The sequence below is a fragment of the Streptomyces sp. NPDC029014 genome, assembly GCF_055564695.1.
Map to the genome: position 1 here is coordinate 38,372 of NZ_JBVHVT010000018.1, position 20,920 is coordinate 59,291.

Below are 20,920 nucleotides of genomic sequence, written 5' to 3' on the forward strand. Positions count from 1 at the left end.
CCCCGAGGGGTCCTCTTCTTTTTTGTCCGCGAACGAAACTTTTGCCCCGTCAGTGGAACCGGGCAGGCCTGAAACCGGTCTCCACCGACAGCGAAGCCGATCACACGGCCCAGCCGAGGCAGGAGATCGTATGAGCGGCTATGCTGCGGCAGACGGCGCGCACACTTGTACGCGCCACGCCGTGAAGGGGCGGTAGCTCAGCCGGTTAGAGCAGCGGACTCATAATCCGTCGGCCGTGGGTTCGAGTCCCACCCGCCCCACCGCAAGCCGCAGGTGCAGAAACGATCGCACCTGCGGCTTTGGTGTTTCCGGGGTTCGGGTGGGCCGGGGGTCCGGGCGCCAGGGCCGGGGGGTGTGGCGCTGGTCACTCCGGGGGCCGGGGTCGCGGGCGGAGGGGTGGCCCGCCTGCGGCCCGGATGGGTCAGACGTTCTCCGTTTCGTCCGTCAGGTGCCGCAGGACGTCCCTCAGGTCCTGGCGGCGGGCGTACGCCGCGCGCTGGCGGTGGGCGCCCGAGCCGTCGCGGAGCAGGCGGCCCAGGGTCTCCGCCGCGTGGTCCAGCTCGCCGCAGGCGGCCAGCTCCGGGGCCACCAGGTCGAGCAGGGCCTCCGCCAGGTCCGCCGCCGGGAGTTCGGCCCCCGTGTACGGGTCCAGGCCGAAGCCCTCCAGGCCGTCGTGGGCCGCGCGCCAGCGGGCCAGGTACAGGACGTCGTCCCGCACGACCGGCTCGGGCCGCCCCTGGGCGATGTCCCCGAGGACGGTCGCCACCAGGGCGCGGACCAGTTCGGCCTGGAGGATGGCGGTGTCGATGTCCGAGGACATGTCGGGCGCCCGGATCTCGAGCGTCGGCCAGTGCCCGGACGGGCGGAGGTCCCAGTAGACCATCTTGGTGTCCAGGGCCGCCCCGGAGCCGAGCAGGGTCTGCACCGAGCGCCGGAAGTGGGCCGTGGACGTGAAGTGCGGGGGCAGGCCCGCCGACGGCCAGCCCGACCAGGCCATCGCGCGCCAGCTGGCGTGGGCCGTGTCACGGCCGCCCCAGAACGGCGAGTTGGCGGCCAGTGCGATCAGGGTGGGCAGCCACGGTCTGACCCGGTTGGACACGGCGACCGCCGTGTCCACGTCGAAGGTGCCGATGTGGATGTGCCGGCCGCAGCTGACCAGGGTGTCGGTGAGGGCGCCGAAGCGGCGGTGCTGCTCGCGCTGGCGCGGCTCGTCGTCGGTCAGGTGCAGCGGCCCCTCGACGGCCATGACCGGCGTGGGCGCGGCCAGCAGCCGGCAGCCGTGGGCGCGGGCCGCCCGGGAGAGGGTGCGCCGCAGCGCCGCCAGCTCCTCGCGCAGCTTCGGGGCCGAGTCGGCGACCGGGGTGGAGATCTCCACCTGGTAGCGGGTGCCCTCCGCGTGGACCTCGTGGGGGAGCCCCGCAGCGGTTTCGAGGACGCGGGGGGCGGCCGGGACCACCCGGAAGGTGCGGGCGTCGACGAGGAGGAACTCCTCCTCGACCCCGACCGTCAGGGGTGCGTGGGCGCCGTCGTCCGCGTTGACGGTCGTGCCCGTGTCGTCGGTGCTCGTGGTGCTGTTGCCAGGTTCGATCACTACGCCTCCCTGGACATACGAGTCGTTTCATCATGAGCCGCCACCAGGCGGTGAGCGCACGCCGATTCGGTCAAATGTCCTGCGCTGATGGCGAGTTACCGGCAAGGATCCGCGCGGCCTGCAACCGCGGATCCGGGTGGGGCGACTGTTGCGGATGCGTGAAGGGCGGCGTTCCCGCCCGGGGCCCGCGGACGGCCGCCGGTTATCATCCGCTGTGACCGGTACGAGCGCACCCACCCCCACGCCCGCCCCCGGGGCCGCGCCCCCGCGGCGCATCTCGCGGATATTCGCCGACCTCACCCCGCTGCGCACCTCGCCCGACTACCGGCGGCTGTGGGTCGGCGGCACCATCTCCTGGATGGGCCAGGCGATGACCGCCCTCGCGATCTCGCTCCAGGTCTACGACATCACCGGCTCCAGCTTCGCCGTCGGCCTCGTCGGACTCTTCTCCCTCGTCCCGCTCGTCGTCTTCGGGCTCTACGGCGGCGCCATCGCCGACACCGTGGACCGGCGCAAGCTCGGCCTGTACAGCTCCGTGGGCCTGGCCGCCCTGTCGGTGCTGCTGGCGGGCGCCGCGCTGCTCGGCTATCACCGGGTCTGGCTGCTGTACTCGATCGTCGCGCTGCAGGCCGTCTGCGGGGCCCTCAACGGTCCCGCCCGGTCCGCCATGATCCCCCGGCTGCTGCCGGCCGAGCAGCTGCCCGCCGCCAACGCGCTGAACTCGGTGACGATGACCTCGGGGACCATGCTCGGCCCGGTCCTCGGCGGCCTCGTCGTCGGCCACTGGGGCTACGAGGCCGCGTACCTGATCGACGCCGTCACCTTCGCCGCCGCCCTCTACGCGATGTGGCGGCTGCCGGCGATGCTGCCCGACCGGGAGGGCGGCACGCGCGGAAGGGCCTCCGTGCTCGACGGGCTGCGGTTCCTCGGCACCCGGCCCAACATCCGGATGACCTTCTTCTCCGACCTGGCCGCGATGGTCCTGGCCCAGCCCAAGGCGCTGTTCCCGGCCATCGCCGTGCTCTGGTACGGCGGCGACGCCACGACCGTCGGCCTGCTCGTGGCGGCGCCCGCCGTCGGGGCGCTGCTCGGCGGGCTGTTCTCCGGCTGGCAGGGCCGCATCCGGCGGCACGGGCTGGCGATCCTGCTGTCCGTGGCCGGGTGGGGGCTGGCCGTCGCCGTGTTCGGACTCACCCGGAACCTGTGGCTCGGCCTGTTCTTCCTGGCCCTGGCCGGCGCGGCGGACACCGTCTCCATGGTGTTCCGCTCCACGATGATGCAGGCCGCCACCCCGGACGAGATGCGCGGCCGCCTCCAGGGCGTCTTCATCGTGGTCGTCGCGGGCGGGCCGCGGCTCGGCGACTTCCTCGCCGGGACCGTCGCCGACCTCGCCTCCCCGACGGTGGCGATCACGGGCGGGGGCCTCGCCTGCGTCCTCGTCCTGGCCCTGCTGGCGGCCCGCTGGCGCGGCTTCGCCCGCTACGACGCCCGCTCGCCGCAGCCGTAGTCGTGGCCTGCCCCCGGTCTCAGGCCGGGCCGACGATGCCGCGGGCGACGCCCAGGGAGACGAGGTCCTGGGGGCGGATGCGGAGCTGGTCGGCGGTGGCCGGAGCCTCGGCCGGGGGCCGCTTGAGGATGGCCGCGGCGAGCTCGGGGGCGATGACCGAGAAGTAGCTGTCCGGTGTGACCCAGGTGTTGCCCGGAGCCGCGAGCGCCAGGGCGCCGCCGGAGCCGCCCTCGCCGATGAGGAGGGTGGTCACCGGTACCGCGGCCCCCGCGACCGCCGCGAAGGTGTCGGCGATGGCCGCGCCGGCCCCCGCCCGCTCGGCCGCGGCGTCGTTGGCCGCGCCGGGGGTGTCCACCAGGGTCAGGACGGGGATGCCGAGCCGGTCCGCGAGCCGGATCGTGCGGGCGGCCGTGCGGTATCCCGCCGGGCGGGTCGCCGTGCCGCACTGGGCGGCGTACGCGACGGCCCGTCCCTCCCGCAGCCCGAAGCCGCACAGCATCCCGGGGTCGGTGCCGCCGGCCCGGTCCCCGGACAGCGGCAGGCGCAGCGTGAAGTACGCGTCCAGGTAGGCCCCGGCGCGCGGCCGGTCCGGGTGTCGGGCGTGCCGTACGGCGTCCCAGCCGCTGGTCGGGGGTGGTCCGCCGGGTACGCCGCCCAGCGCCGCCGGGGGTTCCACGGGCCCGGTCGGGCGGGGCGCGGCCAGGATCCGGAGCCAGTCGGCCAGCAGGCCGGGCAGCAGGGTGGGTTCCACCACCGCGTCCACGTGTCCGGAGGCGTACTGGCTCTCCGCGGTGTAGGCCGCCGGGTCGGCGTCGGCGGGCCGCACCCGGGACCCGGCGAAGCCGACCTGGGCGCCCGGGAGCGCGAGGACGACGTCCGCGCCGGCGCCGAGGGTGGCCCAGCCGCCGCCGGTGGTGGGATCGCGCAGGACGGCGATCTGGGGGAGCCCCGCGGCCCGGGTCAGGACGGACTGGCGGGCCACGCGCTGGAGTTGGGTCAGCGCGAGCATGCCCTCCTGCATCCGGGAGCCGCCGGTGGCGATCAGGGACACCAGCGGCAGGCGGTGTTCGCGGGCGTGGGCGTACGCCGCTTCGAGCCGGTCCCCGGTGCGCTCGCCGAGGGAGCCGCCGAGGAAGCCGAACTCGAACGAGACCAGGGCCACTCGGTGGCCGCCGACCAGGGCGGTGCCGACGACCACGGACTCCCGTTCGCCGGTCCGGTCCGCCGCGCGGGCCCGGGAGGCGTCGTACCCGGTCCAGGCCAGCGGGCCGTCGGCGGCCGACTCCCGTGCGGGCACGGGCAGTTCGGCGAAGCTGCCGGGGTCGGTCACGGAGGCGATGGCCGCGCGGGCCGAGAGGCGGGTCGTCACGGATTCACCCTATGGGGTCACGGCAGAGGGAGGGCGACCTTCACGGCGTAGGCGGCGACGAGGCCGTAGCCGAGGCGGAAGGTCCAGACGCGGACCCGGGCGGGCACCTTGCGGCCGGCGAGGGCTCCGACGGCGACGAGGGTCTGCTGCCAGAGGAGGGAGGCGGCGGCGACGCCGGCGAGGAAGGCGGCGGCGGAGGCGGTGGTGTGCAGGGTCGTGGCCTGGGCGGTGGTGAGGGCGGCGAAGTAGAGGGCGGTGGTGGGGTTCACGGCGGTCAGGCCGACGTAGCGGGCGAAGGCCCGCGCACGGCCTCCGCCTCCGCCACCGCCTCCGCCACCGCCTCCGCCACTGGCCCTGTCTCCGCCATTGGCCCCGTCTCCGCCTCGGCCGGGCGCGCTGCCCCCGCCGGGCGCGCTGCCTCCGCCGACCCCGTCGTGACCGTGGTCCGCCCCCGCCCCCGCCCCCGCCCCCGCCGCCGCTTCCGCCCCCGCCACCGCCGGCCCGGCACCCGCCACCGCCGGCCCGGCACCCGCCACCGCCGGCCCGGCACCCGCCACCGCCGGCCCGGCACCCGCCACCGCCGGCCCGGCACCCGGCGCCGCGGGGCCCGGGTCCCGGGCGGCGCCGCGGAGGCCGTGCGCGGCGATGGCCAGCAGGATCGCCGCCGCGGCCAGCCGGATCCACGCCTCGACCGGGGTCACGTGGGAGGCGACCCAGGGGCCCAGGGCGGTGGCCAGGGCCGCGTAGCCGAGGTCCACGGCCGCGATGCCCGCCGCCGCGGCCACGGCCGTGCGGCGGTCGCGCATCGCCTCCTGGAGCAGCAGCACGCTCATCGCGCCCATCGGCATCGCCACGCCGAGCCCGGCGACCGTGCCCGCCAGGGCGGGAGTCAGTAGTTCCGTCATGCCCGGCAGGGTGCGGTGTGCGGCGGCGGCCGCGGCGGCGAATATCGGCCGCCGCTGCGAGAATCGCGGTATGGACCGCCTCGACAGGGAAATCCTCGGCATCCTGCAGCAGGATGCGCGGATCTCGTTCCGGGACCTCGGCGTCCGCGTCGGGCTCAGCGCCAACGCCGCCGCCGACCGGGTCCGACGGATGCGGCGGGACGGGGTGATCCGCGGGTTCACCGTCATCGTGGACCCGGCCGCCGACACCCGGGGCGGGCTCGTGGTCTTCATCGACCTGACCCTCCGGCAGGACACCACCAACGAGGAGTTCGAGCAGCGCGTCGCCGGGCTGCCCGGGATCACCGAAGTGGTGCACGTGACGGGGGAGTACGACTACCTCGTACGGGCCCGGGCCGCCGACCCGGCCGCGCTGGACACCCTGCTGCGCCGCCTCAAGCGGGAGGCCGGGGTGGCCCAGTCCAGCACGCGGATCGCGCTGCGGGCGGCGCAGCGGCCGCCGTCCGGCCCGCAGGGCACCGCCTAGGGCGCCGACTCCCACGTCACCGTCGTCCCCTGCCGCCCGGCGGGCGCGAGGCCGTCGTCCGTCACCGTCAGGCGGATCCGCTCCGCGTCCGCGTCCACCTCCACCTCGATCGAGGTGACCCCGCTGCGCCGGTGCGCCGCGGCCAGCGCCCCGCGCAGCGCCGCCAGCAGGCCCTTCGCCACCGGCTCGGTGACCAGGGTCTCCACGGCGCCCGTGAACTGCACCGACGGGGCGAAGCCGAGGACGACCGCGGCGCCGTGCACCTCCCGCAGCACCCGGCCGCGGAACGTGGGGGGCACGTCGGCCGGCGGCTGCTGGAGGGCGAAGATGGCGGTGCGGACCTCCTGGATCGTGGAGTCCAGCTCGTCCACGGCCCGGCCGAGCTCCTCACCGACGGCGTCCCCGACCGCGCCCCCGACGGCGTCCCCGGCGACGTCCCCGTCCTGGCCGCCCCCGCTCGTTTCCCCGGCCGTGACCCCGGCCGTGTCCGCGGTCGCCCTCGCTGCCGCGGACCGCTTCCTGGTGCTCTCCAGCATCATCTCGGTCGCGAACAGCCGCTGGACGACCAGGTCGTGCAGGTCCCGGGCGATCCGGTCGCGGTCCTCGTAGACGGCCAGCTGCTCCCGGTCGTGCTGGGCGTCCGCCAGGACGAGGGCCAGTGCGGCCTGGGAGGCGAACTGCGAGGCCAGCAGCCGGTCCACGGCGTCGTACGGCTTGCCGCCGCGACCCCGGGGCAGGGCCAGGGTGCCGATCAGCTGTCCTCCGCTCTGCAGGGGGAGCATCATGCTCGGGCCGAAGCGCTTGCGGACGCGGGTGGTCATGCGCGGGTCGGTCGCGGAGTCCTCGATGAAGACCGGCTCGCCGCCCAGGAGCTGTTCCAGGACGGCGGATCCGGGGGCGATGGTGGTGCCGATCAGGTCACCGGGGTCGCCCTGGGTGGAGGCGGAGACGATCTCCATGCCGCCCTCGGGCGTGGGCTGGAGGATCACCCCGGCCGCGGCGTCCGCCAGCAGCCGGGCCCGCTCGGCCACGCACATCAGGGCGTCGGCGGCCGGGCTGCCGGCCAGCAGGGCCGTGGTGACGGCGGCGGCGCCCTCGATCCAGCGCTCGCGGCGGCGGGCCGTCTCGTACAGCCGGGCGTTGCCGATGGCGATGCCGGCCTGCGAGGCGAGGACCTGGAGGAGGGCGAGGTCCTCGTCCAGGAAGGGGCCTCCGCCGCGCTTCTCGGTGAGGTAGAGGTTGCCGAAGACCTCGTCGTGGACGCGGATCGGGACGCCGATGAAGCCGTGCATGGGCGGATGGCCCGGCGGGAAGCCGGCCGAACGCGGGTCCTTCCCCAGGTCGGCCAGCATCAGCGGGCGCGGGTCGCTGATGAGGGCGCCGAGGATGCCGCTGCGGCCGTCGGGCAGGCGGGGTATCGCGGCCCGCTCGGCCCCGGTCATGCCGGCCGTGTACAGCTCGGTCAGCCGGACGCGCTCGGGGTCGACGACCCCGAGCGCTCCGTACCGGGCCCCGCACAGTTCCGTTGCCGAGTCCACGATGTGCTGGAGCGTGGCCTCCTGGTCCAGCTCGGACCCGACGCTGAGGACCGCCTCCAGCAGCATGGGGAGGCCGGCCCCCTGACCGGGGGCGACCGGCTCCCGTGCGGGGGTCATCCGGTCAGCGGGTTGAGGACCATCGGGGCGACCTTCCCTTCGAGCATCGCGCCGAGGCCGAGCACGGCGCACACGTCCGGCCTCTCCGCGATGGCGACGGGCATGCCGGTGGCGTCGCGCAGCATCTGGTCCAGGCCCGGCAGCAGGGCGCTGCCTCCCACCATCATGATCCCCCGGTCCGTCAGGTCGGCGACCAGGTCCGGCGGGCAGTCCCGCAGCACCTTGCCGATGCCGTCGAGGACGGCGGTGAGCGGGGTGTGGATGGCGTCGCGGACGGCCGCCGTGTCGACGTGGACCGAGCGGGCCAGGCCGGTGGCCACGTCGCGGCCGTGGATCAGGGTGGAGGCGGGCCCCTCGTCGGTGATGCCGTTGCCGTGCAGGGCCAGCTGCAGGGGCCGGACGGCCTGGCTGGGCAGCATCAGTTCGTGGGCGTGGCGCAGGTGCTGGACCACGGCGTGGTCGATGGCCTCGCCGCCGACCGGGATCCGCTGGGCGGTGACGATCGAGCCGAGGGAGAGGACGGCGACCTGGGTGGCGGCGGCCCCGCACACCATGATCATCGTCGCGGTCGGCTGCTCCACGGGCAGGCCGCAGCCGACGGCCGCCGCGATCAGGGTGTCGACGAGTTCGACGCGGCGGGCGCCGAGGCCGACCATCGTCTCCACGGCGGCCCGCTGGGCGAGCGGGTCGGCGTCGTGCGGGGTGCAGGCGGCGGCGCGCAGCCGGGGCTTGCGGCGCAGGGCGCGGCGCAGCTTCTCGCCGAGCAGGTGGCGCAGCATCCGCTGGGCCATGTCGATGTCGACGACGGTGCCGCCGGAGACGGGGCGGACGACCCGGATGTAGTCGGGCGTGCGGCCGGTCATCCGCTCGGCGAAGCTGCCGACGGCGATGAGCGCGCCGGTGCGGGTGTTGACGGCGGCCGCGCTGGGCTCGTCGACGACCAGGCCGGCGCCCTTGACGTACACGCGGGTCCTCGCGGCCCCGAGGTCGACGGCGACGTGGCAGCGGCGCAACTGCTCAAGACTGACGGTCACGGCAGATCCTCCCGAGGGCGCTGGTGCTGGAAGACCGGCGACTGCCGGTTGCATTTCATATCTTCTCGGGCGAATGGGGCGCTGCGCCTGTTGGGATGCTCCAGCCGAGGTGCGTCACACGGGGCGAGGGGTGCTGCACGGGGGTGGATTTCTGTACCGACAGGCAGCACCATGCCCGCACCGTCCGCGATACCCGTGCGTAACAAGGTAAGGGGGACCCGATGCTGACGCCCCGCCAGAAGCCGACGGCCCTCCTGACGCTCTGTGCCGCACTCTGCGCGGCGCTCCTCGCGCTGCTCCCGGACGCCCGCGCCGCCCGCGCCGCCCCTGCCGCCCCCGCCGCCGGGCCGGCGGCGGGGGCGCACCGCCCCGTGGTCCTCGTCCACGGGTACAACGCCGATCCCGGCGTCTGGGGTTCCCTGCGAGCGGACCTGCGCGCCGCCGGATACACCGACGCGGAGCTCTTCTCCTGGGGCTACGACACCCACCGCTCCGTCAACGAGGTCCTGGCCGGCCGGCTCGGCGCGTACGTCGACCAGGTCCGCCGGCAGACCGGCGCCGAGCGGGTGGACGTCGTCTCGCACTCGTTCGGCTCGCTCGTCAGCCGCTGGTACGTCAAGTACGGCGGCGGCACCGCGGCCGTGGACCGCTGGGTCTCGCTGGCCGGCCCCAACCACGGCACCTCCACCGCGTGGGCGTGCGCCCTGTGGGACCAGGCCTGCCGGGACATGACGCCGAACTCGTACGTGGTGCGGAACCTCAACTCCGGCGACGAGACCCCGGGCGCGGTGCGGTACGCGACCTTCCGCTCGGACTGCGACGAGGTCGTCAACCCGCGCGGCAGCGTCCCGCTGACCGGGGCGGCCAACACGGCGGTCGGCTGCCTCGGCCACAACGACCTGCTGGGCGACGACGCCACCTCGGCCGGGGTGCGCGCCTTCCTCGCGGGGTAGTCGTCCGCGGCCCGGCGGGGCTCCGGCCGCAGCCCCGGTCCGTCCCGACGGAGGTGGCGCCTGCGCGACCCGCGACGTCGGGATCACGCACCGGGCCGACCGGAGTCGAGCTCGGTGCCGTCCACGGACACCCGTTGGAGCAGCCCGTACGTGAACTCCGCCACGCAGGGCCGCCCCTGCGCGGCGAAGGCCAGCCGCCACCGGGTCGGCGCGGTGCCCTCCATCGGCCGCACCGGGGCGAAGGCCCGCGCCACCTCGTCCACCGTCGCCGACCAGGGCCGCAGGTCCTCCGGCGCGCGCAGGACGGGGCCGGGCGCGCCGGGGGCGCGGACCAGCCACTCGTTCCACACCGCCCCGTCCGGCGCGGCCAGCACCTCGAAGCGCAGGTCGGGCCAGAGCGGCAGGGGCCACAGCAGGGCCTCGCACTCCAGGTCGCCGATGGTCCGCGGGGCCGTCGACTCGGGTGGGCCGAGCACCGAGCGGTAGCGCGCGAGGGCCCCGCGCGAGCGGGGCGAGCGGACCATCGCCTGCCAGCGCCGGTTGGCCTCCCGCTGGTCGGCGAGGGAGGCGCCGAGCCGCCGCCGGGCCTCCTCGGCCAGCTCCGGCCGGAAGTCGGCCATCCGCCGCAGCAGCACCAACTGGAAGGCGGTCCGGCCGAAAGCGCCGGGTCCCTGCGACGGCGCGGCCGGCGGCGTCGGGGGCGTCGGCGGGGCTGGCGGAGGGGGCGGCGCAGGGGGCGGCGGTGTCATGCGGACCACGATTCCACACAGGACCTTTACGAACTCGCGATGTAGATGTGGCCTGAAACCACGTAGCGTCACATCCGCCATGGACTACTGCCACGCCTGCCGGAGGCACCTCAACGGCGCACTGGCGTGCGCCGGGTGCGGAACCCCGGCCGAGTACCTGCCCCCCGGCGTGCCCGTCGCGCCCGCCGCCCCGTACGGCTCCGCCGACGTGCCGTACGGGCCCTCCGTGCCCCTGGGGGCGCCCGGGGCGGATGCCGGCGAGCCGTTCGCGGACTCCGTCGTCGTACTGTCCGGCGCCGCCGCCGAGCGCCGGCCCGGCGCCCGCGCCCGGGCCGCGAACCGCCGCCGCCGGCGGACCGTCGTCACCGTCGGGCTCGGGCTCGCGGTCGCCGTCGGCGGGTCGGTGGGCCTGGCGCAGGTGATGGCCGACGGTGACCGCACCGACCGGGCGGCGAACGTCACGCTGACCGACGACAACGGTCCGCAGCAGCCGGCCCCCCTGCCCAGCCGTACCGGTGGGCCCAGCGCTCCGGCCGCGCTGAAGCCGGTCAAGGCCACGGCAAGCGCGAAGGCCGCCGTGGACGCCGCGCAGCCGGCCCGGTCCGGGGACTCCGCCGGGAGCGGGGCGCAGCCGGGGCCGGGGGCGTCGGCCTCCGCCCCGGGCAGGTCCGGGTCGCAGCAGGGTTCCGGGAAGGGGCCGTCCGTGAAACCCGGACAGTCGGGGCAGCCCTCGCCGAGCGCCTCTGGTTCGGGGACCGCGCAGCCGGTCGTACCGGTGCCGAGCCCGTCGCCGACGAAGCCGCCGAAGACCTGCTGGTGGATCTTCTGCTGACGGGGCGCGGGCGGGTCAGCCCAGCATCCGCTTGAGCAGGTCGCGCAGGACCGTCCGCTCGGCCGTGGACAGTCCGGCCAGCGGCTCGCGCGCGAAGTCCAGGGACTCGCGCAGCCGGTCCGCCGTTTGCAGGCCCTCCTCGGTGGGCGCGGCCAGCTTCACGCGCCGGTCTGCCGGGTCCGGCCGGCGCTCGACCAGGCCGCGCGACTCCAGCCGGTCCACTATGCCGGTGATGTTGGAGGGCTCGCACTTCAGCTTCTGCGCGATGCGGCGCATCGCCATCGGCTCCAGGGAGAGCAGGTTCAGCACGCGCGCCTGCGCGCCGGTCAGCTGGTGGCTGGCGGCGGCCTGCTCGTACTCCTCGTGGTAGCGGGCCACGACGGTGCCGATGAGTTCGACGACCTCGACGGTCAAGGGATCCACACGACGACTGGGCATGGATCCAGCCTACCCATTTGCTTGACAACATGAAATATCCAGGCGCATGGTTGTTTCACGTACTGAAGCATTTTTCCGATCTGGAGTGCCCCATGTCCGAGACCCCCGCCATCCCCGCCGTCAGCCGTGAGTGGCACCTCGTCCGCCGCCCCCAGGGCTGGCCGGTGGCCGAGGACTTCGCCCTGCGCGAGGTAGCGGTCGCCGCTCCGGCCCCCGGCCGGATCCTGGTGCGCAACCTCCACATGTCCGTGGACCCCTACATGCGCGGCCGGATGAACGACGTGAAGTCCTACATCCCGCCGTTCCAGCTGGACCGGCCGATGGACGGCGGCGCGGTCGGCGAGGTCGTCGCCTCGGCGGCCGAGGGCTTCGAGGTCGGCGACCACGTCCTGCACGGCCTCGGCTGGCGCGAGTACGCGGACGTGGAGGCGGCGCACGCCACCAAGGTCGACGCCTCCCTCGCCCCGCTCTCCGCCTACCTCGGCGTGCTCGGCATGCCGGGCATGACCGCCTACGCCGGCCTCTTCGAGGTGGCCTCCTTCAAGGAGGGCGACGCCGTCTTCGTCTCCGGCGCGGCGGGCGCGGTCGGCAGCCTGGTCGGCCAGTTCGCGAAGATCAAGGGCGCGTCCCGGGTCATCGGCTCGGCCGGCTCGGACGAGAAGGTGACGCTCCTCACCGAGAAGTACGGCTTCGACGCCGCCTTCAACTACAAGAACGGCCCCGTCGCCGAGCAGCTGAAGGACGCCGCCCCCGAGGGCATCGACGTCTACTTCGACAACGTCGGCGGCGACCACCTGGAGGCCGCGATCTCCTCCCTGAAGGTGCACGGCCGCGCCACCCTCTGCGGTGCGATCGCCCAGTACAACGACACCGAGCCGGCCCCCGGCCCGCGCAACCTGGTCCAGGTCATCGGCAAGCGGCTGCGCCTGCAGGGCATCCTGGTCGGCGACCACGCCGCGCTCCAGCCGCAGTTCGTCAAGGACGTGTCCGGCTGGCTGCGCTCGGGCGAGCTCGTCGCCGACGAGACGGTGGTCGAGGGCGTGGAGAACGCGGCCGAGGCCTTCCTCGGCATGCTGCGCGGCGAGAACACCGGCAAGATGATCGTTTCGTTCACCGGTTAGGCTCGTCCCGAACCGTCGCGATCGTGGGCGCGAGTCGCGGCGACCACCAGGAGGATCCTCTTTCATGTCCATCCAGCACTCCGACGTCCTCTACACCGCCGTGGCCACCGCGGAGAACGGCCGTGACGGCCGCGTCTCCACCAGCGACGGGCAGCTCGACGTCGTGGTGAACCCGCCGAAGGAGATGGGCGGCAGCGGCGCCGGAACCAACCCGGAGCAGCTCTTCGCGGCCGGCTACAGCGCCTGCTTCCAGGGCGCGCTCGGCGTCGTCGCGCGCAACGAGAACGCCGACGTCTCCGGGTCCACCGTCACCGCCGAGGTCGGCATCGGCAAGAACGACGAGGGCTTCGGCCTGATCGTGAAGATCTCGGCCGTGATCCCGAACGTGGACGAGGCCAAGGCCAGGGAGCTCATCGAGAAGGCCCACCAGGTCTGCCCGTACTCCAAGGCCACCGCGGGCAACATCACCGTCGAGCTCGCCGTCTGATCCGGCCCGCGCTCGCGTTCTCGAAGGCCGCCCACCCGACCGGTGGGCGGCCTTCGCCGTAAGCTTGGACCCATGCGTGATCTTGCGGGGGGATTCGGCTACCTGCTGGCCGGACAGAGATGGGTGTTCCGTCACGGGCGGTGGCTGGGCTTCGGCCTGCTGCCGGGACTGGTCTCGTTGGTGCTGTACGCCGGCGCGTTCATCGCCCTCGGCTACGGGGCCGACGACCTGACGTCCTGGTCCACGCCCTTCGCCGACGACTGGAGCTCGCCCTGGCAGGGGCTGTTCCGCGGGTTCCTGACCGCCCTGGTCTTCGGCCTCGGACTGTTCCTCGCGGTGATCACCTTCACCGCCGTGACCCTGCTCATCGGCCAGCCCTTCTACGAGTCGCTGTCCGAGCAGGTCGACCGCAGCGAGGGCGGCGACGCACCGGAGTCCGGACTGCCGCTGATCCGCGAGCTGTGGATCTCGGCCCGGGACAGCCTGAAGGTCCTCGCCCGCGTGGCGCTGTACGGGATCCTGCTGTTCGCCCTCGGGTTCATCCCGGTGGTCGGCCAGACCGTGATCCCGGTCGTCGGGTTCTGCGTGTCCGGCTTCTTCCTCGCCGAGGAGCTCACCGCCGTCGCCCTCCAGCGGCGCGGGGTCGAGCTGAAGGACCGGCTCGTGCTGCTGCGCGGGCGGCGGGCGATGGCCCTCGGCTTCGGCGTGCCGCTGGTGCTCGCCTTCCTGCTGCCGCTGGTGGCGGTGTTCCTGATGCCGGGCGCGGTGGCCGGGGCCACGCTCATGGTCCGGCACCTGCGGGACGAGGACGCGGACGAGGGCGACGGCGAGGGCGCCGCCGCCGAGGGGGAAGCGGCGGGGCACCCCGCGGGCCGGCCGTCGGCCCAGGCCGGCGCCCACGCGGCGCCGTACCCCGCCCAGGCCCAGCCGTACGCCCCGTACCCGCCGCAGCAGCCCGCCCCGTACCCGGCCCCGTACCCGCCGCAGCAGCCCGCTCCGTACCCGCAGTCCCCGAAGTACCCGACGGGCGGTTCCGGTTCCGCGCAGGGTCCCGCCGGGGGCTTCGGGCAGCCGCCGAACCCGTACGCCTCCTGAGGGGCCCGGCGGGCCCGGGCCCGGGCGCGGCTAGCGCCGCAGCAGGGTGATCGCGCCCGCCGTGTCCTCACCGGCGTGCGCAGCCTCGTCGGCGGCCAGACGGCGGCGCATCAGCGCGAAGTAGGGGTCGATCAGCTCCGCGCTGACCCCCTGCTCCTGCGCGGTGCGCAGCAGCGTCCCGGAGGCCGTCACCTGCATGGCCAGGTTCGACACCACGCCGGTGGTGAAGTCGCCCGAGGTCAGCCGCTCGGCCGCGTTGCCCACGAAGAAGCCCATCGCGCCGAGCCACTCCGACAGCAGCGGAACCAGGTCCTTCGGGGCGATGTCCTCGCCCTCGATGAGCGCGAAGGCGTGCGAGATACCGGCGAACATCCCGTACATGCCGCTGAGCAGCGCCACGTCGTACAGGGCGGCGTGCCCCGGGTCCTCGCCGACGTACCGGGCGGGGGCGGGGACCTCCAGGACGGCCCGGTGGGTGTCGAACAGGGCCCGGGAGCCGCTGTAGAGGACGTAGCCGCCGGCCTCGGGCGCGCCGATCATCACCGGGGTGCCCATGATCCCGGCGTCCACGAAGCGGGCGCCGCGGGCCTCGGCCCAGGCGGCGCGGGCCCGGCCCTCGCCGGGGGTGCCGGTGGTGAGGTTGACCAGGTCCTTGCCGGACAGGTCGGCGCCGTCGAGGGTCGAGCCGACGCTGGCGTCGTCGAGCAGGCAGAGGACGACGAGGTCGTTCGCCGCCACCGCCTCGGCGGCGCTCGCGGCGACGCGGGCGCCTTCGGCGGCGAGGGCCTCGGCCTTGGCGGCGGTGCGGTTCCAGACGGTCAGGGAGTGGCCGGCGGCGAGCCAGGTACGGGCCAGGGCGGTGCCCATGTCGCCGAGGCCGAGGAGGGTGAGGGAGCGCTGTGCGGTGTTCGTGTCGGTCATGGCGTTCAGACTGGTGGCGGGCCGGAAGGTCCTCAAGTACGTACTTTGGAGTGGGTGGTTACTTCAAAGTGAGTGAGCAGACGGCGAGGAGTGCGTGATGGCGGGGGCGCGGAGGCCCGGGGCGGACCACTGCGGTGTGGCCGCGGCGATGTCCGTGATCGACGGCAAGTGGAAGGTGTCGCTCCTGTGGGAGCTGGACCAGCGGCCGCGCCGCTTCGGCGAGCTGCGGCGGCTGGTCCCGGGAGTGTCGGAGAAGGTGCTCGCCGCCCAGCTGCGCGAGCTGGAGACGGACGGCCTGGTGCACCGCGAGGCCTACGAAGAGGTCCCGCCGCGCGTGGAGTACTCCCTGACCCCACGGGGCCACGACCTCAACGCGGCCCTGGAGCCCCTCGGGACGTGGGGGAGCAGACACATCCTCCGGGACGAGGCGGCTTCCGCCTAGCACCGCCCGGCTTCCGCTCGGCTTCCACTCGGCTTCCGCTTGGCTTTCGCCTAGCGGTCGGTGCGGGGCTCCACCCACAGGGCCTCGCCGACGGCGCACAGCTCGCCCTCGGCCGTGGCCAGGGCCGTGCCCGCCCGGTACTTGCGGCCCTCGCCGCCGAGCAGCCAGGAGTACGACACCAGGCCCGCGCCGACCGGGACCGGGCGCAGCAGCCGACCCGACAGGGCGGCCGTGACCGCACCGGGCCGCCGGTCGTCGAGGAGCCGGCCCACCGCGTTGCCCGGGCAGTCCAGCGCGCCCCACACCAGTTCGGGCGGCAGCAGCCCGTCGGCGTCGCCGAGCGCGGGGCCGGGGGTCCAGGCGGTGGCGACCAGGGCGGTGCCGGGCACCCGGCCGCAGTGCAGGCGCAGGCCGGTGTCCGGGGTGCGGTCCAGGCCGCAGCCGAAGCAGTCCACCGAACCGCCGGGCGGGGCCGCCCGGTAGGCCTCGGCGGCGGCCAGGGCCTGCTCCCAGGTCGGGGCGGGCGGGGCCCCGGTCGTCGGCTCGCCCGGGACGGCCGCGGCCAGCAGGTCCGTACCGTCGGTCAGCTCGGCTCCGCCGCCCGGGGTGGCGGCGAGCCGCACCGGGGCGTCGGTGGGCACGGGCCGGCGGAAGTCCACCCGTACGCCCTCCGCGGCCGCGTGCGAGGCCAGCAGCCCGGCGACGTACCCGCCGAAGGCGACTCCGGGGTATCCGCACAGGCGGCCCGGAACCGTGATCGTCTCGAAGTCGGTCATGACAGCCACCCCATCACATGCGCGGGCCCGGGCGGCAGAGCGGCAACCTTTGCCGCAGCGCGTTCGTCCTCCATTCTTGGACGGACGCGCAGACGGACGCGTGCGGGGTTTCGGAGGTGGCGGGATGGCTCAGCAGCCGTGGGGGCAGCAGTACCCGGTCCATCCGCCCGCGTCCCCGTACGGCGTGTCGTCCGTGCAGCCGGGGCAGGCCTGGCAGCCCGCGCAGCTGCCGGCGTCCGCGATGCGCGCCTCGCACACCGACCGCGACCGCACGGTGGACGTCCTCAAGGCCGCCTACGCGGAGGGTCGGCTCTCCCGCGAGGAGTACGGGCAGCGCTTCGACGCGGCCTCCCAGGCGCAGACGTACGGCCAGCTCGCGCAGCTGGTGGCCGATCTGCCGGCCGGGCCGATGGCGGTCCCCTACGGTGCCGCCGCGCCGGTGGCGCCGGCCTTCGCCGGGCACCCGGTGCCGATGCCCGTCGCCCTGCCGATGACGATGCCCGTGCCCCTGCCGGCACGGCGGGTCAACGGGATGGCGATCGCCTCACTCGTCCTGGGGGTGCTGTGCCTGCCAACCCTCGGCATGGCCGCCCCCGGCGCCGTGATCACCGGCCACATCGCCAAGGCACAGATCCGGGCCCGCGGCGAGGAGGGCGAGGCGCCGGCGACGCTCGGCCTGGTGCTCGGCTGGCTGGCGATGGGCGGTTGGACGCTGCTGTTCGTGCTGGCGGGCTTCGGCGCGCTCGGCTGAGGCGGCCGGGCCGGCCGGGTCGCAGCGGGCAGGACCGCCGCGGGAGGGACCGTCGCGGGCGGGGCCGGGCCGGACTGCGGAGGCGGTGTCCCCGGTCCCGCTACCACGCCGAGGCGCCCAGGTCCCGCTGCCGCGCCGACGCGGCCCGATAGTATGCCCGGCAGCGAAAGTCAGTACGCCCGGCAGCGGAGCGGGGAACCACCGCCCGCACCGTCGTCCCCGGCCCACCCACCAGCCCCAGGGCACCGGCCCGGCGGACTTCGGACGCCGGCCGAGGCTTGCTGCGCACCTTCGACCGGCCGCCCGGCCCGGCACCGACCAGCAGTAGGGACACCGTCAGTGACAGTCAGCACCGAGGGGGCCGCCGACGTGCGTCCGGGCACCCCGAGCGGACCGGCCGCCGGGCCCACCCCCGCGCCCACGGGCCCAGGCCCGGGGCGCGGCCCGCGCACCCGGGGCGGCCTCCTGCTGCTGGAAGCCGTCGTGGCGTTCGGCGCCGCCCTGGTCCTGCCCGTGCTGGCGCGCAGCTTCAAGCTCGACCCGCTGAACCGGATCGCCCAGGTCAGCGGCCTCGCCGCGCTCCAGCTGCGGTTCGCGCTGCTCGGGCTGGTGCTCATCGCCGCGGTGGTGCTCGCGATGCGGCTGCGCCGCGGCCGCCACTTCGACCTGGCCACCCGGCTCGCATCCGCCGGCATCGCGGGCCTGGCCAGCGGTTTCGTCGCCGCGGGCGCGGTGATCGCGCTCCTGGGAACGCCCTGGCCGATGTTCGGCCTCAACGGCGACAGCGGCCGCATCGTCGAGTGGGCCCACGCCGTCGCCAACGGCCGTCCCTCCGGTTCTGCGGTCTACCCGCCGCTGCCCCTGTACACCCTCGGCTACTACGCCGAGTGGTTCCACGGCGGCAACGCCGCGTACGCGTTCAAGGACCTGCAGATCCTCGGCGCCGCCGCGTTCGGGCCGCTCGTCTACCTGGCCTGGCGCATGCTGCTGAGCCCCGTCCGGGCGCTGGCCTTCGGCGTGGTCCCGGCCTTCGCGCTGATCGACTCGTACAAGCCGTACAGCCAGACCGTGCTGGTGCTGCTCGTGCCGGTGCTGGTGGCGATGGTGGTGGCCCTGCGCCGCACCGGGACCGAGGGCTGGCGGCCGCTGCTGTTCAAGGGCGCCGGGTTCGGTGCCGTCCTGGGCGTGCTCTTCCTCACCTACTCGGGTTGGTTCCTGTGGAGCGCGGCCGGCGTGTTCTTCGCCGCGCTGCTGTACTTCCCGTGGCGGACCGGGCCGGCCAAGGGCGCGGCCTTCATGGGCGCCGCCCTGGGCGCGTTCCTGGTGGTGGCCGGGCGCTACCTGAAGGTCATGCTGGTCGAGGGGCAGACCACCAAGGACTACAACTTCCGCTTCGACAACTTCACCGACCCGGCGTACTACCTGATGTGGCGCACCGACATGCCGGGCAAGGTCGGCGACTGGCCGCCGCCCGGGGAGTTCGGCGGGGTCGGGCTGTTCGCGCTGGTGACGTTCGTCTGCCTGGGCGCGGCGATCTGGCTGGGCCTGCGCAAGCCGCTGGTGGTCACCATCGCGGCCATGTTCATCAGCGCCTGGGTGATGCGCATGTACATCGCCTCGCACATGTACGAGACGCAGACCGTCCAGCTGTACACCCGCACCAACAACCAGCTGCTGTACTGCGGGCTGATCCTGTGCGCACTGGTGGCCCACCTGGTCTCGCTGCGGCTGGCCGAGCGGCGTACGGCCTCCGGTTCCGCTTCTGATTCCGCTTCCGCTTCCGGTGCCGCCTCCGCCGTCGCGGAGCCGGCCGGCGGTACCGGCACCGCCACCGGCTTCCCCGGTCGGGAAGGGGCGGTGATCGGGGCGCTGTGCGCGCTCCTGCTGCTGCTCGGTACCGTCTCCTCGTCCATGTCCGACCGCTACATGCCCGCGCAGGACGGCACGTACCGGATCCTGCCGTGGGTGTCGCACACGATCCGGATGCAGGACGGGAAGTGCCCGAAGTTCGCACCCAAGGGCGCATGCTCGAAGGACGGCGACCAGGGCTGGCTGAGCTACATCCGATGACCCGGGAAGACCGATGATCTCCGCACTGACGCGGGCGGCCGACTGGTCGGCCCGGACCCCCAAGCGGCTCTGGGCCGTCGCCTTCACGCTGTTCTTCGCCCTGTCGGCCTCCTGGGCGGCGGCCACCCCGCTCGGCGGCTCCCCCGACGAGCACGCGCACTTCATCCGTGCCGCGGCCGTCGCCCGCGGCCAGCTGGGCGGCCCCGAAGTGATGGTCCCGCACATGGTGGCGGGCATCGAGGGGAAGTTCGCCGAGACCGGGGTGCAGCTGCCGCAGTGGTACGCGCAGCTGCCCAAGCAGCACGAGTGCTACGCCTGGAAGGAGGGCACGCCCGCGTCCTGTGCGCCGGCCCTCGGGCACTCCGGGAAGACCGTCCAGGTCACCACCGCCGCCGGCCGCTACCACCCCGCGTACTACCTGGCGACGGGCTGGCCGAGCCTGCTCGTGAAGGGGCCGCACGCGCTGTACCTGATGCGGCTGGCCTCTGCGGCGCTCTGCTCCGCGCTGCTGGCAGGCGCCGTGGTCACCGCCGCCGAGTGGCGGCGCCGCTCGGCGGCCCTGCTCGGCGTCTTCGCCGCGGCCACGCCCATGGCCCTGTACATGGGGGGCATGGTCAACCCGAGCGGCGGTGAGATCGCCGCCGGGATCCTGGTGTGGACGGCCCTGCTGTCGGTCCTGATGTCGCCCGACGCGCGGCTGCTGAACCGGCGGCTCGCCCGGGTGGGCATCGGCGGCCTGGTGCTGATCAACATCCGGCCGCTCGGCCTGATCTGGTTCGCCGGCGCGGTGTTCTTCGCCCTGCTCCTGCAGCAGCGGGGCGTCCTGGGCCAGGTGCTGCGCCGCAAGGCGCTGTGGGTGTGGACGGCGCTGCTCGGCGCGGCCACGGTCGGCGCGCTGCTGTGGGCGGGCGCCCACCCGGACAACTCGGTGATCAACACGCCCAAGACGCTGACCATGAAGGAGGCCGCGCGCCAGACCTTCGGCAACACCGAGACGTACGTCCACCAGATGCTCGGCTACTTCGGTTGGCTGGACACCCCGGCCCCGGCCTTCACCTGGCTGGTGTGGCTGGGCGTGCTCGCGGTGCTGACGGCGCTGGGGCTGGTGTACGGGCGGGGCCGCGAGGTGGTGGCGCTGCTCGGCATGCTCGTGGCGATCGTGGTGGTGCCGGTGGTGGCGCAGACGCTCCAGGCGGAGAAGCTGGGCATGGTGTGGCAGGGCCGCTACCTGCTGCCCTTCGCGGTGGGCCTGCCGCTGATGGCCGTGATGACCGCTGCGAGCCGGTCGCCCGAGGGGAGCTTCCCCTGGCGCAGGCTGACCGGTTTCGCGGTGGCCGGGCTGGCGCTCGCCGACGCGGCGGCGTTCTTCTGGACGCTGCGGCGCTTCGCGGTCGGCACCTCCGGCCCGTGGGTGCCGTTCGCGGCGCACTGGGCGCCGCCGGGCGGCTGGATGCTGTGGACCGCGGTGTACACGGCCGCGGCGTTCGCCGTGGTGCTGCCGGCTCTGGTGCGGGACCGGGAGCCCGCGGCGCCGGAGGACGGCCCGCGGCAGGACGGCGCCGCCCGCCCGTGGCAGCAGCGCCCGCGGGTGCCGGCAGCCGGCTGAACCGGACTCCCGCGCGGCTGCGCGGCCGCGTGACCGCCTGCCCCGATCCCTGACGGCTCGACCCTCCGGCCGGCCCGCGTGTCCGGGCCGGG

19 protein-coding genes, 1 tRNA gene and 1 pseudogene are annotated in these 20,920 nt (G+C 74.8%); 12 read left to right on the forward strand and 9 right to left on the reverse strand.

The features are described from left to right. Positions 1-186: 186 nt before the first annotated feature. A tRNA-Ile gene (locus tag ACZ4VL_RS12375) sits at positions 187-260 on the forward strand. 161 nt (positions 261-421) lie between these two features. Here the strand turns inward: ACZ4VL_RS12375 and ACZ4VL_RS12380 are convergent. Next, complete coding sequence (locus tag ACZ4VL_RS12380; RefSeq protein WP_468198886.1) at positions 422-1,591, reverse strand: carboxylate-amine ligase; 1,170 nt, start codon at positions 1,589-1,591, stop codon at positions 422-424. A 154-nt stretch (positions 1,592-1,745) separates the two neighbouring features. On the opposite strand from ACZ4VL_RS12380, the gene ACZ4VL_RS12385 reads away from it, so the two are divergent. Next, positions 1,746-3,098 carry an MFS transporter gene (locus ACZ4VL_RS12385; RefSeq protein ID WP_468199025.1) on the forward strand — a complete coding sequence of 451 codons (1,353 nt, stop codon included), beginning with the start codon at positions 1,746-1,748 and terminating at the stop codon, positions 3,096-3,098. Positions 3,099-3,117: 19 nt separating this feature from the next. Here ACZ4VL_RS12385 and ACZ4VL_RS12390 read toward each other — a convergent pair whose 3' ends face one another. Both ACZ4VL_RS12390 and ACZ4VL_RS12395 read right to left on the reverse strand, forming a co-directional pair. Further along, a complete protein-coding gene (locus ACZ4VL_RS12390; RefSeq protein WP_468198888.1) occupies positions 3,118-4,467 on the reverse strand; it encodes a carboxyl transferase domain-containing protein in 1,350 nt (449 codons plus the stop codon). 17 nt (positions 4,468-4,484) lie between these two features. Beyond that, entirely contained in the window at positions 4,485-5,372 is an 888-nt protein-coding gene (locus ACZ4VL_RS12395) for a hypothetical protein (RefSeq protein ID WP_468198891.1), read from the reverse strand. A 70-nt stretch (positions 5,373-5,442) separates the two neighbouring features. Here ACZ4VL_RS12395 and ACZ4VL_RS12400 point away from each other — a divergent pair, with 70 nt between their 5' ends. Continuing rightward, on the forward strand, positions 5,443-5,898 hold the full coding sequence (locus tag ACZ4VL_RS12400) for an Lrp/AsnC family transcriptional regulator (RefSeq protein ID WP_468198893.1): 456 nt from the start codon (positions 5,443-5,445) through the stop codon (positions 5,896-5,898). Here ACZ4VL_RS12400 and ACZ4VL_RS12405 read toward each other — a convergent pair. Together ACZ4VL_RS12405 and ACZ4VL_RS12410 are read right to left on the reverse strand one after the other, a co-directional pair. Then, positions 5,895-7,553 (reverse strand): GAF domain-containing protein, encoded by a 1,659-nt coding sequence (locus ACZ4VL_RS12405; protein ID WP_468198896.1) that lies wholly within the window; start codon positions 7,551-7,553, stop codon positions 5,895-5,897. The genes ACZ4VL_RS12400 and ACZ4VL_RS12405 overlap by 4 nt on opposite strands. After that, the gene (locus ACZ4VL_RS12410; RefSeq protein ID WP_179172501.1) at positions 7,550-8,587 is read right to left on the reverse strand and encodes a rod shape-determining protein; all 1,038 of its coding nucleotides are present in this window, start codon (positions 8,585-8,587) and stop codon (positions 7,550-7,552) included. The genes ACZ4VL_RS12405 and ACZ4VL_RS12410 overlap by 4 nt, the downstream gene beginning before the upstream one ends. Positions 8,588-8,808: 221 nt before the next feature. Between ACZ4VL_RS12410 and ACZ4VL_RS12415 the strand changes: the two genes are divergently transcribed. Beyond that, complete coding sequence (locus tag ACZ4VL_RS12415) at positions 8,809-9,540, forward strand: esterase/lipase family protein (RefSeq protein ID WP_468198899.1); 732 nt, start codon at positions 8,809-8,811, stop codon at positions 9,538-9,540. A gap of 83 nt (positions 9,541-9,623) precedes the next feature. Here the strand turns inward: ACZ4VL_RS12415 and ACZ4VL_RS12420 are convergent, their stop codons facing one another. Next, a complete protein-coding gene (locus ACZ4VL_RS12420) occupies positions 9,624-10,160 on the reverse strand; it encodes a hypothetical protein (protein WP_468199027.1) in 537 nt (178 codons plus the stop codon). A gap of 208 nt (positions 10,161-10,368) precedes the next feature. On the opposite strand from ACZ4VL_RS12420, the gene ACZ4VL_RS12425 reads away from it, so the two are divergent. Beyond that, positions 10,369-11,121 (forward strand): SCO2400 family protein, encoded by a 753-nt coding sequence (locus ACZ4VL_RS12425; protein WP_468198902.1) that lies wholly within the window; start codon positions 10,369-10,371, stop codon positions 11,119-11,121. A 15-nt stretch (positions 11,122-11,136) separates the two neighbouring features. Here the strand turns inward: ACZ4VL_RS12425 and ACZ4VL_RS12430 are convergent, their stop codons facing one another. Continuing rightward, entirely contained in the window at positions 11,137-11,559 is a 423-nt protein-coding gene (locus ACZ4VL_RS12430; RefSeq protein ID WP_468198906.1) for a MarR family winged helix-turn-helix transcriptional regulator, read from the reverse strand. A gap of 92 nt (positions 11,560-11,651) precedes the next feature. Here ACZ4VL_RS12430 and ACZ4VL_RS12435 point away from each other — a divergent pair, with 92 nt between their 5' ends. From ACZ4VL_RS12435 to ACZ4VL_RS12445, 3 genes and pseudogenes are all read left to right on the forward strand, one after another. Further along, positions 11,652-12,680: an NADP-dependent oxidoreductase gene (locus ACZ4VL_RS12435; protein ID WP_468198908.1), complete on the forward strand. Its 1,029-nt coding sequence runs from the start codon at positions 11,652-11,654 to the stop codon at positions 12,678-12,680. 64 nt (positions 12,681-12,744) lie between these two features. After that, on the forward strand, positions 12,745-13,167 hold the full coding sequence (locus ACZ4VL_RS12440; RefSeq protein ID WP_468198911.1) for an organic hydroperoxide resistance protein: 423 nt from the start codon (positions 12,745-12,747) through the stop codon (positions 13,165-13,167). Between the two features lie 72 nt (positions 13,168-13,239). After that, a pseudogene (locus ACZ4VL_RS12445) lies at positions 13,240-14,034 on the forward strand (EI24 domain-containing protein); the annotation flags it as partial. A gap of 258 nt (positions 14,035-14,292) precedes the next feature. Here ACZ4VL_RS12445 and ACZ4VL_RS12450 read toward each other — a convergent pair. Further along, positions 14,293-15,183: an NAD(P)-dependent oxidoreductase gene (locus ACZ4VL_RS12450; protein ID WP_468198912.1), complete on the reverse strand. Its 891-nt coding sequence runs from the start codon at positions 15,181-15,183 to the stop codon at positions 14,293-14,295. A gap of 97 nt (positions 15,184-15,280) precedes the next feature. Between ACZ4VL_RS12450 and ACZ4VL_RS12455 the strand changes: the two genes are divergently transcribed. After that, a complete protein-coding gene (locus ACZ4VL_RS12455) occupies positions 15,281-15,625 on the forward strand; it encodes a winged helix-turn-helix transcriptional regulator (RefSeq protein WP_468198914.1) in 345 nt (114 codons plus the stop codon). 50 nt (positions 15,626-15,675) lie between these two features. Here the strand turns inward: ACZ4VL_RS12455 and ACZ4VL_RS12460 are convergent, their stop codons facing one another. After that, positions 15,676-16,401, reverse strand: a complete 726-nt coding sequence (locus tag ACZ4VL_RS12460) for a hotdog fold domain-containing protein (RefSeq protein ID WP_468198917.1) — start codon at positions 16,399-16,401, stop codon at positions 15,676-15,678. Positions 16,402-16,525: 124 nt separating this feature from the next. On the opposite strand from ACZ4VL_RS12460, the gene ACZ4VL_RS12465 reads away from it, so the two are divergent. From ACZ4VL_RS12465 to ACZ4VL_RS12475, 3 genes are all read left to right on the forward strand, one after another. After that, entirely contained in the window at positions 16,526-17,152 is a 627-nt protein-coding gene (locus ACZ4VL_RS12465) for a DUF1707 and DUF4190 domain-containing protein (RefSeq protein WP_468198920.1), read from the forward strand. A gap of 339 nt (positions 17,153-17,491) precedes the next feature. Beyond that, entirely contained in the window at positions 17,492-19,222 is a 1,731-nt protein-coding gene (locus ACZ4VL_RS12470) for a hypothetical protein (RefSeq protein ID WP_468198922.1), read from the forward strand. A gap of 13 nt (positions 19,223-19,235) precedes the next feature. Next, positions 19,236-20,828, forward strand: coding sequence for a DUF2142 domain-containing protein (locus ACZ4VL_RS12475; protein ID WP_468198924.1), 1,593 nt, complete (start codon positions 19,236-19,238; stop codon positions 20,826-20,828). Positions 20,829-20,920: the final 92 nt, after the last annotated feature.